The sequence below is a fragment of the Pseudomonas brassicacearum genome (genome assembly GCF_918698105.1).
Taxonomy (GTDB): domain Bacteria; phylum Pseudomonadota; class Gammaproteobacteria; order Pseudomonadales; family Pseudomonadaceae; genus Aquipseudomonas; species Aquipseudomonas brassicacearum_F.
Genome location: NZ_CAKKMI010000082.1, coordinates 1 through 12,560, shown reverse-complemented (window position 1 = coordinate 12,560; position 12,560 = coordinate 1). Strand labels below are relative to the sequence as shown.

Genomic DNA, 12,560 nt, shown 5'->3' with positions numbered 1-12,560 from the left:
CCCATCCGAGACCGGATGGGCGCCGCGCATTATTTGCCGCTGTACAGATTCAGATCGCCAAAGTGTTTTTTCTGGATCTCGGCGTATTTGCCGTCGTCGTGTAACGCTTTGATACCTTTATCCAAAAGTGCCTTCAGCTCACTGTTACCTTTCTTGATACCGATCGCGGTCTTGGCGGGCAACAGCTCGCTGTCCACCGGCTTGCTGATTTCATAGCCTTCGCCTTTTGGCGACTTCAGGAAACCCAGCTCAGCCTGGAGCATGTCCTGGATCGCCGCATCGAGGCGGCCGGAGGTCAGGTCGGAATAAACCTGGTCCTGGTTCTGGTAGGCCTGGGTCTTGACGCCGGCCTTGTCCAGCACGGCCTTGGCGTAGGCTTCCTGGATGGTGCCTTGCTCGTAGCCGACGGTCTTGCCTTTGAGCGAGGCAGCGTCTTCGCTCAGGCCCGAGCCCTTCTTGAAGACATAGGCCGTTGGGCCGGAGAACAGCTCGCTGGAGAAGTCGATGGCTTTCTCGCGGGCCGGGGTCACGGTCATGGAGGAAATCACGCCGTCGAATTTATTGGCCTTGAGGCCCGGGATCATGCCGTCGAAATCGCTTTCGACCCATTTGCATTTGACCTTCAGCTCTTCGCAGATCGCGTTGCCCAGGTCGATGTCGAAACCGACCAGGCTGCCGTCGGCGGCCTTGGACTCAAACGGGGCGTAGGAAGGGTCGACACCAAAACGCAGTTCCTTGTATTCCTTGGCCGTGGCGACGCCAGCAGCCATGCACAACGCCAGTGCAGAAAGGGTCAGCAGTGCTTTTTTCATTATTCAATCCCTAAAACCAATATGAGCGCTTGTGGCGCGTAAGTATTGTTACCGGTGAAGGCGAGAACGGTATGACGGCATAAAGGTAGCAATTTCCGAACCAGAGTGCCGAACAAGTGTTTTAAAAGCTTCGGCGGCGGGCAACGGAATGCGATGGTGCGCGGGGATGAGCGTACATCAAAAGCTGCACCAGGATGGAGCGTGCGTTGTTTGGGAAACACAAATGGGGTGAGCAATTATTTGTGGCGAGGGGATTTATCCCCGTTGGGCTGCGCAGCAGCCCCAACAGTCAGTCGCCTCGGAGTGTCAGATTGTTCATGTCAGGCTTTTTGGGGGCCGCTTCGCAGCCCAGCGGGGATAAATCCCCTCGCCACAAAGAGCGTACCGCGCTATTTCAGCAGGTCCTGAAGCGTTGCCAAGGTATCTGCCTCGTCGACATGCTTGTCCTGGCGCCAGCGCAACATTCGTGGAAAGCGCACCGCGATCCCGCTCTTGTGGCGTTTGGACAGGGCAATGCCTTCGAAACCCAGTTCGAACACCAGGGTCGGCGTGACGCTGCTCACCGGGCCGAACTTCTCCACGGTGGTCTTGCGCACGATGCTGTCGACCTGGCGCATTTCTGCATCGGTCAGCCCTGAATAAGCCTTGGCAAACGGCACCAGTGTGCGCTCGCGACTGTCCGGCGGGTTGTCCCACACGGCGAAAGTGTAGTCGCTGTACAGGCTGGCGCGTCGGCCGTGGCCGCGCTGGGCGTAGATCAGCACCGCGTCGACGCTGAAGGGGTCGATCTTCCATTTCCACCACACGCCCATGTCCTTGGTGCGACCGACGCCGTACAGCGCGTCGCGGGCCTTGAGCATCATGCCCTCGACACCGAGGCTGCGAGAGGCTTCGCGCTGCCGGGCGAGGTCGAACCAGTCCGGGCCGGTGACCGTCGGCGATGGCAGGAGCACCGGGCTGTGGACACCGGCAATCAACGCCTCCAGCCGTTCGCGGCGCTCGGCCTGGGAGCGGCTGCGCCAGTCCTCGCCTTGCCATTCCAGCAGGTCGTAGGCCATCACCACCACCGGGGCATCGTCGAGGATTTTCTTGCCCAGGGTCTTGCGACCGATGCGCTGCTGCAACAGGGCAAAGGGTTGCACCGCCGGTTGCAGCGGCGCGTCCGGGTCGAAGGCGTCCTCGGTCACCGGCCGGGCGGTTTTCCACACCACGATTTCGCCATCGATCACGGTACCGTCGGGCAGTGCCTGCGCCAGGGCGTGCAGTTCGGGGAAGCGTTCGGTGACCAGTTCTTCGCCTCGGGACCAGACCCATAGATGGCCATCGCGCTTGATCACTTGGGAACGGATGCCGTCCCATTTCCATTCCACCTGCCAGTCGCTGGCCGGCCCCAGCAGGGCGTCGAATTGCTCCACCGGGGCAGACAAGGCATGAGCCAGGAAAAACGGATAAGGCTGGCCGCCGCGCTGGGCATGTTCATCGTCGGATTCGGCCGCGATCAGTTTGAGGTAGCTGGCGGCCGTCGGACGGTGGGACAAGTCGGTATAGCCCACCAGGCGCTGGGCCACCCGCTTGCTGTCCAGGTTGGCCATGCCGGCCAGGGCCCGGGTTACCAGCAACTTGGACACGCCGACGCGAAAGCTGCCGGTGATGAGCTTGATGCACAGCATCAGGCTCGGCCGGTCGAGCTGCGCCCACAGCGCCGGGAGCCGTTCAGCCAGGACTTCGGGCGACTCACCGCGCAACGGCAGCAGTTTCTCTTCGATCCACAGCGCCAGGCCTTCATCGGAGCTGTGGGGCGATTCGGGTAATACCAGCGAAATGGTTTCGGCCAGGTCGCCCACGGCCTGATAACTTTCCTCGAACAGCCAGAGCGACAATCCGGATACTTGGACCGCCAACTCCCGCAGGATTTTTACCGGCACCAGTTGCCGTGGCCGCCCGCCGGACAGGAAATACACGGCCCACGCCGCGTCCTGCGGCGGAGCCTTGGTGAAATAGGCTTGCATGGCGGCAAGCTTGGCATTGCTGGAGGTGGTGGCGTCCAGTTCGGCGTACAGCTCGGCGAAGGCTTTCATGACGCCTCCTCACGGCTGTCGGTGGCCGTGGCGAGGTCTTCTTCGTCGTCGCCATACTCGGTGCTGAAGCCCTGGGCATCGAGGCCTTGCTCGCACAAGTGGCGCACCAGCACCGCGACCGATCCGTGGGTAACCATGACCCGCTCGGCGCCGGTCTGTTCGATGGCCCACAGCAGGCCAGGCCAGTCGGCGTGGTCGGACAGCACAAAACCCCGGTCCACGCCGCGCCGCCGTCGCGTACCGCGCAGGCGCATCCAGCCGCTGGCGAAGGCGTCGCTGTAGTCGCCGAAGCGGCGCATCCAACTGCTGCCCCCGGCAGAGGGCGGGGCGATGACCAGCGCCTGGCCCATGATCGGGTCGTTCTTGTTGATGTCGCTGGCATGGATTGTCGGTGGCAGGTGAACACCGGCCTCGCGGTAGACCCGGTTCAGCGGTTCCACCGCCCCATGGGCCAGGATCGGGCCGAGGCTTTCATCGATGCCGTGAAGAATCCGCTGGGCCTTGCCGAAGGAATAGCAGAACAACACGCTGGCCCGGCCGGCGGCGATGTTTGCGCGCCACCACTGGTTGATCTCCTCGAAAACCTGCGCCTGGGGCTGCCAGCGGTAGATCGGCAGGCCGAAAGTCGATTCGGTGATGAAGGTATGGCATTTCACCGGCTCGAATGGGGTGCAGGTGCCGTCAGGCTCGACTTTGTAATCCCCCGACGCCACCCAGACCTCGCCCTGATATTCCAGGCGCACCTGGGCCGAGCCCAGCACATGGCCGGCGGGGTGAAAGCTCAAGGTCACGCCATGATGCGACAGGCGTTCGCCGTAGGGCAGGGTTTGCAGGTTGATGTCCTGGCCCAGGCGTGAACGCAGGATGCCTTCGCCGGGTGCCGCTGCCAGGTAGTGTTGGTTGCCGCTGCGGGCATGGTCGCCGTGGGCGTGGGTGATGACCGAGCGTTCCACCGCGCGCCACGGGTCGATGTAGAAATCCCCGGGCGGACAGTACAAGCCTTCGGGGCGGGCAATGACAAGATCCATGCAGTCACCGGAGCGATGGGCTTGTCAGGTAGAGGCGACGGCGGGGGGAGAAGTTCTATCGGGTTTTGGCGGGGCAGGATCAGGCCAGGAGATTATCCCCGCCGGGCAGTGGGCGCTGTAGGAGCTGTAGGAGCTGACGAGTGCAACGAGGCTGCGATCTTTCCCCAGACACTTGAATCTCAAGCGAAAGATCAAAAGATCGTCCGAACGCGGCCCGAGCCTTCGGCAGCTCCTACAGGGCAATGAGCAGCTTGCGGTTATTTTCCAGGCACCAGGGTCAACCGCGACTTGCCATAGGCCCGATCAAAATTCTGCGATTGCAACGGCAGGCTCTGGTACTGCCCCTTGATCCACGGATCGATGCCATTGGCATAGTTCGGGCTGACCGGGTTGCCGGACTGTCCGGCGCCATCCTGGATCATCAACGGTTCAGGCTGGCCGAAGTCGACAATAAAGCGCATGGCCGGCGCCAGGGTGGTATTGAAATCCTGCCCCTCAGCGAACGCTGCGGTGTTGAGCGTGCTGGCGTCGCCCCCGGCCGGCAGCGGGCCGTGTACGATCTGGCCGTTGCTGTTCTTCCACGCGTAGCGATGCAACTGGCCCCACTGCCAAGCCTTGCGGTCACCGCCCAACTGGCTTTCACCGGCGTTGATGGTGGCGGCCAGGCTGCGGGCGAGGATGACGGCCTTGTCTTCTTTCTGGGGCGTGCGCACATCGTCCCAGAACGGGCTGTCTTCACGGCCCAGCAGGTGATCGGCTTGGGCCGAGTAGGACAATTGGCCGTTGGCGACCAGCGCTTTCCACGCCGGGCTGCTGTCCGGGCCCAGTTCGTCGAGGAAAATCTGCTTCATGCTTTCCTGCAGGAACAGCTCATAGATCGCCGCGTCGGCGGAGGTCGGGCTGAGCCGGCCATCGAATGCCACCAAGCGGGTGTAGGCTTCGCGGGCCTTGGCCCGGTCTGCCACCGGCAGGGCTTCGATCGCCTGTTTGAGCGGCTGGGCCAGGCCAGGTGCTTCGAAGACTTTCTTGAGCTTGGCCGCGAACGTCGTGCCCTGGTCATATTGCATGGCGGTCAGGCTGCGGGTGTCGTGCTTGCCTGCGCCGGCCAGCTCGGCCATGCGTTCTCCACGCTCCGGTGCGGCCCACGAGTTGGACAGCTGCATGCCATAGCCGTGGGGAATGACCCGTTGGTTGGCCGTGCCAAGCCAGCCCTGGGCCGGGTCCTGATCGTAGGGGTGCAGCATCGGGTCGGCGTAACCGTCCCAATCGTAGCGACCGTCCCAGCCCGGCGACGGCAACAGGCCTTCGCCTTCACGGCGGTTTGGATAGCGACCGGTGACTTGCCAGCCGATATGGCTGGCGTCGGCAAAGACCAGGTTCACGGCCATGGCGCGGATTTCCCGGCTGGCGTCGGAGGCTTTCTCGACGGTCTGCGCCCGGGACAGGTCGAAGAAGGCATCGAGGGTCTTGTCGTCGCTCAAGCTCGGCGTCTGCAAGGCCAAGCCAAAGCCGTTGGCCATGGCCGGGCCCTGGGCGCTGTTGAGCAGCGGGCCGTGGCGGGTCTCGAACACCGCTTCACGAATCGGCCGCTGGCCTTTGATGAAATAGGTTTCGTTGCGCACGATCGCTGGCTGCCATTTGCCGTTGACCTCATAGGACAGGCCATTGCCCTGGCGGCGGATTTTTTCCAGGAACAGGTCCTGGTTGTCCCCCAGTACGCTGGTCATGCTCCAGGCCACTTTGCCGTTGAACCCGGCCAGGATCATTGGGATGCCCGCCACGGAAAGCCCGGCCGCCTGGTACTTGGGCGCACGGATCTGTACCGGGCTCCACAGCCCCGGCATGCCCAGCGGCCCATGGCTGTCGCTGGCCAACAGGCTCTTGCCGCTGCGGCTGCGTTGCGGCGCGATGGCCCAGTTGCTGGCCGACGCAGCATTTAACAGGTTCAGCCCGGCCAATTGGCGGGTGGCATTGCTGATCTCGTTCAGGCCCGGGATCTGGCCGTTGAGGCGCAGGCCCTGGAGTTTGTCGGCCTCGGCCACCGGCAGTGGTTCGTCCGGATAGGACGGGCTCAGCCAGGCGAGCTTGTCGTTGGTGACGGTCTGGGCCAGTACCAGGCTGGCGATTTCTTCCGGCAGGTTGGCCGACTGGCTGAAATTCAGCAGGCAGAACATCAGCGCCGAGTCTTCCGGTTTCCAGTATTCGGGTTTGTAGCCGGTGGCGGCCAGGTCCGCCGGCAACTTGTCGCGGTAGCGGAACAGGTAGGCGTTGACGCCGCGGGCATAGACTTCGAAGAAGCGCTTGAGCCGTGGCGAGGACGCCTTGTACAGCTCGTCGGCGTTTTTCTTCAGGTTGACGGCGCGCATGTAGCGGTCGACGTCCAGCCGTTCGGCGCCGGACATCTCTGCCAGCCGCCCCTGGGCCAGCAGGCGCAGGGTCACCATCTGGGTGATGCGATCGCTGGCGTGGACGTAGCCGAGGGTGAACAGGGCGTCATGGAAGCTGTTGCTTTCGATCAGCGGCATGCCCGTGGCATTGCGCCGGACCGAGACGTTCTGCGCCAGCCCCTTGAGCGGTTGCACACCGGAAGTCGGCGGGACAGTGTCCTGGGCATTCCAGGTCTGGCATCCGCTCAAACCGAGCACACTGGCCACTGCGGCGGCAACGCCGAGCCGGGGGATAAGGGAAATCGAGGCTGGCGAGGCCATGGCAAAGCTCCTGCGGGAGGGGGGTGGCACCAATAAAGGCGCTACGTTAGTGAGCAGGAGGGGGCCGCGCAAGCGGGGGCGAGGGTTATTTGTTGGTTTGGCGATGAAACCCCGGGACCGTGAAGTACTGTTCACTCAAGGACGATGGTGAACCTGTGGCGAGGGAGCTTGCTCCCGCTGGGCTGCGAAGCGGCCCCAAAGCCATTCGATACGGTGCGTCAGGAAAAAACAGTTGGCAGGTTTTTACGGCTGCTGCGCAACCGAGCGGGAGCAAGCTCCCTCGCCACAGGTTATCGCTTTTGCGCGAAGGCTTGCCTGTAGGAAGCGGTGATGCTCAAGTGTGGAAGATTCAATGACCGAGAAGAGAAAACCGGCATGGAGCTACATAACAACGCAGCGCTGATCCTCATCGATCAACAAAAAGGCATCCTTCATCCCAGGCTCGGCCCTCGCAACAATCCCGAGGCAGAGTTGCGCATGCTGGAGTTACTGGCGTTATGGCGACACACGGCGCGACCGGTGATTCACGTCCACCACTTGTCCCGCTCGCCGGACTCGGTGTTCTGGCCGGGGCAGTCGGGCGTGGAGGTCCAGCCACGGTTCGAGCCGCTGCCGGGGGAATGGCTGGTGCAAAAACAGGTGCCGGATGCGTTCAGTGGCACGCGCCTGGAGCAAGACCTGCGCAGGGCGGGCATCGGGCAACTGGTGATCGTCGGCGTGGCGACGCACAACTCGGTGGAGTCCACGGCGCGTACGGCCGGCAACCTGGGATTTGACACGTGGGTGGCCGAGGATGCCTGCTTTACCTTCGACAAGAGCGATTACTTCGGCAACGCCCGTTCGGCGGCCGACGTGCATGCCATGTCCCTTGGCAACTTGCACGGGGAGTATGCGACGGTGGTGGGTGTGGAGCGGATTCTGCAGGCGGGCTGACAGACAGGTGCGGAATGTGCCGGCCTCATCGTCGGATCGCCGCCCGGAGCAAGCCCGCTCCCACAGGGGTTTGGAAAGCGGCACGGTCTCGTGGCGAGGGAGCTTGCTCCCGCTTGAGTGCGAAGCGCTCATTGCTTTTTTGGGGCCGCTACGCACCCCAGCGGGAGCAAGCTCCCTCGCCACAAAAAGCTTCCAAGCCATCACACCCTAGATTGGTTAATGGCAAACACTGTGGGAGCGAGCTTGCTCGCGATGACGATTCAACAGGCGAAGATCATCTCCGCCCGGACCCTCAAGCCCCGTGGCACTTCTTGAATTTCTTGCCATTGCCACACGGGCAAGGGTCGTTGCGGCCGACATCCTTCAGGGCGTTGCGCACCGGTTCCTGGTGGGCGTGGCCGCAGTTCGGACCGTGGACATGGCCGTGGTCATGATCGTGATGATGGTCGTGATCGTGGTTGCAATCAGGGCCATGGACGTGGGGTTGTTGGGTCATCGGGGTTACTCCGCAATAAAATCGGCGGCGATTATCACGCCATTGCGTTCCAGGTGCACGTAGTGAGCGATGAATAATCCGGTTTCCAGCTCACCTTCCAGACGATAGGGGATCTGTTCCCGGGGTTTCTCCAGCAACTTCACCACCTGCCGCACCTGCGGCCACAGGTTGGTGCGGATCGGCACCTTGAAGTAGGCGCTGTGCCGGGGGCTCACGGTGAACCAGTGTTCATGCTCACCTTCGGTCAGCAACAGGTCGCCCAGGTGGATGCGGTACGTCAGGCCGCGAACGGTCAGGTCGCTGTCGCCGGGGTTGTCGACGCGAAAGTGCAGCATGAACTTCTGTTCCAGCAGCCGGGCCCGCACCACCTCGACCTTGACCAGGTGCACCTGTGGTTCAGGAGCCTCTTCACCTAGCCAGGACGCGCAACCGCCGAGCCCGACGAACAGCAGCAGGCAGGTGATGCGCAGCAGGAGTGATGTGGCGGTCATGTCCGAGCCTCTGGTTTATCCCCAGTCTAGCCCCATGGGCCGCTGGATGAGTGTCGGACATTTGCGAAATCAACGATTGAAGTAGCCGGCGCAGCACTTTTTGAATTTATGCCCGCTACCGCACGGGCAGCCGTCGTTGCGGCCCGCCTTGACCGGTACGGTCGGGTCGATGAAGTACCAGCGCCCGCTGTTCTGTACGAACGAGGACTGCTCGCGGTGGCTGTGCTCGCCCTGGCCGTCGTGCCAACGTGCCGTGAACGTGACAAAGGCGTGTTCCGGTTGACCACCTAGCACTTCGCTGCTTTCCACTTCCAGCCCCAACCAGGTGCTGTTGGCGCTCCACTCGCTGATCGACTGGCGATCGAGGCCTGGCTGCTGGGCGGGCAGGGTGGTGGCGACCAGATAATCCACCAGGCCCAGCACATAGGCGCTGTAGCGCGAGCGCATCAAGGCTTCGGCGCAGGGCGCCGGGTGACCCTCGTGGTAGTGGCCGCAGCAGGTGTCCAGTGGGTTGCCACTGCCGCAGGGGCAGATGGGGGTGTGCGGGCTTGCGTTCACGGTTACCACCAATATTTTCCAAAATTTTCCGGGTTGGCCCAAAAGCGCGAATTGAGCCAGTCGGGGACCTGTTTGTATTCAAGCAGATCGTAGGTAAACAGGGTCAGCACCTGGTCTTCGCGCTGGAATCGCTCGCTGGCTTGCAGGGCCAGGGAAAAAAAGTCCGTCTCTTGCCAGCCGCAGGCGTTGAGGTCTGCCAGCACGGCGATGCGGCTGGCATTGAGGTTGCGGATGCCACCCAACAGGTTCAGACCCTCGCGCTTGGGCAAATGCTCCAGGCAATCGAGCGCCAGGGCCAGGTCAAAACGCTGCGCCGCCACGTCCGCCGGCAGTGCGCCGGGGCTGGCGTGGACCACTTCGGTGTCGGGATGGGCCTGCTGGAATGCTTCGAGCGCGGGAAAGCCGCTGGCACCGATCAATAGCAGTTTTTGCGGGGCATAACGGTCAAGCACGGCCGCCAAGGCTTGCTGGGGCGTACGCGCAGAAATGGCAACGGTCATCGAAGTTCCTCAGTCAGAACCACCACGATAGCCTGCCCGGACATCGTGGCCTAGAGCGGTTTGCGCCTAAACGTATGGAACTGCCGCAAACATGGGGCAAAACCCCCGATTGCCAGAGGCTGGCGCAGATCCAAACTCGGGTCTTTACTCCCCTGAATCGGCGACTAGCCGATCCCTCAAGGAGAAAACCCGATGAGCATAGTTCGGACAGCGTTACCCCTGGTTCTGCTAACCAGTGTGTTGACTGGTTGCGCAGGTTTGCAGAAAACCGACTGGCCGACCTGTGCGGCCGTCGGCGGCGCGATCGGCGCGGGATTAGGCGCCATAGAAAGTACTTCCTGGGCTGGCGGCGGCGCGCTGTATGTTGGCGGCATGGCTGCAGCGTATTGCTGGGTCAAGGGCGACGGCGACGAGGATGGCGATGGTGTGCCGGACAGCCGCGACAAGTGCCCGGGCACACCGAAGGGCGTGCAGGTCGATGCCGACGGTTGCCCACCACCCGCCCCGGCGCCGATGGTCGAAGAGGCGGTCGTGGTCAAGGAAGAAACCATCGTGATCCGCGACGTGCACTTTGAGTTCAACAAAGCCACGCTGACCCCGGGCGACAAGGAGGTGCTGAGCACGGTCGCCACCCGGCTGAAACAGGAAACGTCCACCGCGCAACTGCGGGTCACCGGCCATACCGACAGTGTCGGCAGCGATGCCTACAACCAACGGTTGTCGGAGAAACGGGCCAATTCGGTGGTGCAATACCTGGTCGAGAACGGCGTACCGCGTGCCAGTTTCGTCTCGGTGTCCGGCGCCGGGGAGAGCCAGCCGGTGGCCGATAACAAGACCGCCGACGGCCGCGCGATGAACCGTCGCACGGAAATCAAGATAAACCGCTGAAACCCTTGTCATCCGCGGCTTGTGGAGTTGCGGATGCGGGTCTTTACTCCTGTGTGACCGGTATGGGCCGGTGACACAGGAGCCTTCATCATGAACGTTCTAATCAGGGCCGCCTTACCGGTACTGCTGGCGAGCAGTCTGTTGTCCGGTTGCGCCACTCACAGCGACGGCAGCGCACCTCTCAATCAACGCACCTGGCCAATCTGTAGCCTGATCGGCGGCCTCGTCGGTGGCGGGTTGGGGGCCATTGAAAGCAGCGGTTGGGCCGCCGGTGGCGCCGCGTTGGGGCTGCTGGGCGGTGGTTTGATCTGCTATGCCCAGGATGGCGATGAAGACGATGACGGCGTGTTCGACCGCCGCGATCGTTGTCCCGATACCCCGGCCAATACCCCTGTCGAGCATCACGGTTGCCCGGTGCCGCAATACCCGGCCAGCGCGCCACCGGTCGAACCGCAAGCACCGGCCAGCGAGGTCATCACCCTCAATGACGCTGGCAAGGTACTGTTCGATTTCGACAAATCCGACCTCACCGCCGAAGCTCGAAGCCAGCTCGACGGGCTGATGGGCAAGCTCAGCCATGCCAATGTCGCCAGCATCCGGGTCGTGGGCCACACCGACAGTGTCGGCAGTGATGCCTATAACCAGGGGCTGTCTGAACGTCGGGCCAGCAGCGTCGTGGAGTATTTGCTGACCCAGGGGCTGGCCCCCGACAAACTCACCAGCGAAGGCAAGGGCGAAAGCGAGCCGGTGGCCGACAACGAGACCGATGAAGGGCGGGCGCAGAACCGTCGGGTTGAGCTGCATATCCAGCGTTGACGCTCGGCCCAGGGCTGCCGGGTCGTTGGGTTGGCGATCCGGGGGCCGGGGCTTGGGTTAGATTAAATTTGCCTGGCCCTCTGGCATATCCTGCGCGCAAGCCGTTACTGTGCGCGCAAAGAATAATTCCCGATCAGGGGGGCATATGAAGGTGTTTTGGGGGCTGGGGCGCTTGCTGACCCTGCTGTTCTGGCTGGTGGTGCTGGTCAATCTGGTCGTGCCGTTCGTCCATCCGCTGCATCTGCTGGTCAATGTCGCCGGCGCGTTTTTGCTGGTGCTCCATCTGCTGGAACTGCTGGTGTTCAGGGCCAGTTTCCGTGGCCGTCCCGCGCCTGGTCGTGATCGCCTCAGAGTGCTGCTGTTCGGTATCTTCCATTTGCAAACCCTCCCGACCGCGCCAGAGGCTTCCCATGCGTAAATTGTGTCTGCTCGCCGCACTCGTATGCCCATGGGCTTCGGCCCAGGTGGTCCAGGTCGAAAGCCATTCGTTGATGCGCCTGCCCAACACCACCAGCACCCTGGCCCTTGAGCGGCTGGATGTGGCCGACTACGGCACGCTGCTGGTGCCTTCCAATGTCACTGAACTGACCATCGACCAATTGCACCTGGGACGTGAGGCGCGGATCGCCATCGTGCCGGCACAGCAGGTATTGGAAATGAAAGTGGCACAGGCTGAGCTGGCCGAGGGCAGCCAGATCACTTCACGCGGCGCACCGGGTACCTACACCAAGGCCGCGCGGCCGGGGCGCGATCTCAACCTGCACTTCAAGGTGTTGAATGCGCCGTTGTTGTCGGTGGATGCCCGCGGTGGTACCGGTGCGCCGGGTTTCGTCGGTCTTGACGGTGCCAATGGCCAGGCGCCGGGTTGCACCTGGGGTTCGGCCGGTCGCGGGGCCGACGGCAGCAATGGCAGCGATGGCCAGCCGGGTGCGGCCGGTGCGCTGGTACGTCTTGAGCTGCCCCGCGCCTATCCTGCCGAACAGATCAAAGTGGCGGTGGACGGCGGTGCCGGTGGCGCCGCGGGGCACGGCGGCAAGCCGGGTGCCGGTGGCAAGGCCAAGGGTTGCCTGGTCTATACCGCTGACGGCGGCAAAAGCGGCCGTCCTGGCGCCGATGGCCAGCCAGGGCCTGCCGGAGCGGCTGGGGTGGTAACGGTGCAGCGGTTCTGAAGAAAAACCTGATCTGAACCTGTGGGAGCGAGCTTGCTCGCGATAGCGGTATGTCAGTTACATAAGGCTGACTGATCCACCGC

At 63.0% G+C, this 12,560-nt stretch carries 13 protein-coding genes; 5 read left to right on the top strand and 8 right to left on the bottom strand.

All coding sequences use genetic code 11. The features are described 5' to 3' along the window. Positions 1-29 precede the first annotated feature (29 nt). The 4 genes from LQ215_RS24510 to LQ215_RS24495 form a co-directional block, all read right to left on the bottom strand. Complete coding sequence (locus tag LQ215_RS24510) at positions 30-812, bottom strand: transporter substrate-binding domain-containing protein (RefSeq protein WP_230152964.1); 783 nt, start codon at positions 810-812, stop codon at positions 30-32. Between the two features lie 389 nt (positions 813-1,201). After that, positions 1,202-2,890 carry an ATP-dependent DNA ligase gene (locus LQ215_RS24505; RefSeq protein WP_230152963.1) on the bottom strand — a complete coding sequence of 563 codons (1,689 nt, stop codon included), beginning with the start codon at positions 2,888-2,890 and terminating at the stop codon, positions 1,202-1,204. Next, entirely contained in the window at positions 2,887-3,918 is a 1,032-nt protein-coding gene (locus LQ215_RS24500; RefSeq protein ID WP_230152962.1) for a ligase-associated DNA damage response exonuclease, read from the bottom strand. Before LQ215_RS24500 ends, LQ215_RS24505 begins: the two co-directional genes overlap by 4 nt. Positions 3,919-4,175: 257 nt before the next feature. After that, a complete protein-coding gene (locus LQ215_RS24495; RefSeq protein WP_230152961.1) occupies positions 4,176-6,626 on the bottom strand; it encodes a penicillin acylase family protein in 2,451 nt (816 codons plus the stop codon). 375 nt (positions 6,627-7,001) lie between these two features. Here LQ215_RS24495 and LQ215_RS24490 point away from each other — a divergent pair, with 375 nt between their 5' ends. After that, positions 7,002-7,559 (top strand): cysteine hydrolase family protein, encoded by a 558-nt coding sequence (locus tag LQ215_RS24490; protein ID WP_230152959.1) that lies wholly within the window; start codon positions 7,002-7,004, stop codon positions 7,557-7,559. Positions 7,560-7,851: 292 nt separating this feature from the next. Here the strand turns inward: LQ215_RS24490 and LQ215_RS24485 are convergent, their stop codons facing one another. From LQ215_RS24485 to LQ215_RS24470, 4 genes are all read right to left on the bottom strand, one after another. Continuing rightward, complete coding sequence (locus LQ215_RS24485) at positions 7,852-8,055, bottom strand: SEC-C metal-binding domain-containing protein (protein WP_003198420.1); 204 nt, start codon at positions 8,053-8,055, stop codon at positions 7,852-7,854. Between the two features lie 5 nt (positions 8,056-8,060). Continuing rightward, positions 8,061-8,546, bottom strand: a complete 486-nt coding sequence (locus LQ215_RS24480; protein WP_230152957.1) for an LEA type 2 family protein — start codon at positions 8,544-8,546, stop codon at positions 8,061-8,063. Positions 8,547-8,615: 69 nt separating this feature from the next. Further along, positions 8,616-9,104, bottom strand: a complete 489-nt coding sequence (locus LQ215_RS24475; protein ID WP_230152955.1) for a YchJ family protein — start codon at positions 9,102-9,104, stop codon at positions 8,616-8,618. A gap of 2 nt (positions 9,105-9,106) precedes the next feature. Further along, entirely contained in the window at positions 9,107-9,604 is a 498-nt protein-coding gene (locus tag LQ215_RS24470) for a DUF6231 family protein (protein WP_230152953.1), read from the bottom strand. A gap of 192 nt (positions 9,605-9,796) precedes the next feature. On the opposite strand from LQ215_RS24470, the gene LQ215_RS24465 reads away from it, so the two are divergent. From LQ215_RS24465 to LQ215_RS24450, 4 genes are all read left to right on the top strand, one after another. Beyond that, positions 9,797-10,492 (top strand): OmpA family protein, encoded by a 696-nt coding sequence (locus LQ215_RS24465; RefSeq protein ID WP_230152952.1) that lies wholly within the window; start codon positions 9,797-9,799, stop codon positions 10,490-10,492. A 90-nt stretch (positions 10,493-10,582) separates the two neighbouring features. Further along, positions 10,583-11,308, top strand: a complete 726-nt coding sequence (locus LQ215_RS24460; protein ID WP_230152951.1) for an OmpA family protein — start codon at positions 10,583-10,585, stop codon at positions 11,306-11,308. 145 nt (positions 11,309-11,453) lie between these two features. Continuing rightward, on the top strand, positions 11,454-11,726 hold the full coding sequence (locus LQ215_RS24455) for a DUF1145 domain-containing protein (RefSeq protein WP_230152950.1): 273 nt from the start codon (positions 11,454-11,456) through the stop codon (positions 11,724-11,726). After that, a complete protein-coding gene (locus LQ215_RS24450) occupies positions 11,719-12,477 on the top strand; it encodes a collagen-like protein (protein WP_230152949.1) in 759 nt (252 codons plus the stop codon). Before LQ215_RS24455 ends, LQ215_RS24450 begins: the two co-directional genes overlap by 8 nt. Positions 12,478-12,560: the final 83 nt, after the last annotated feature.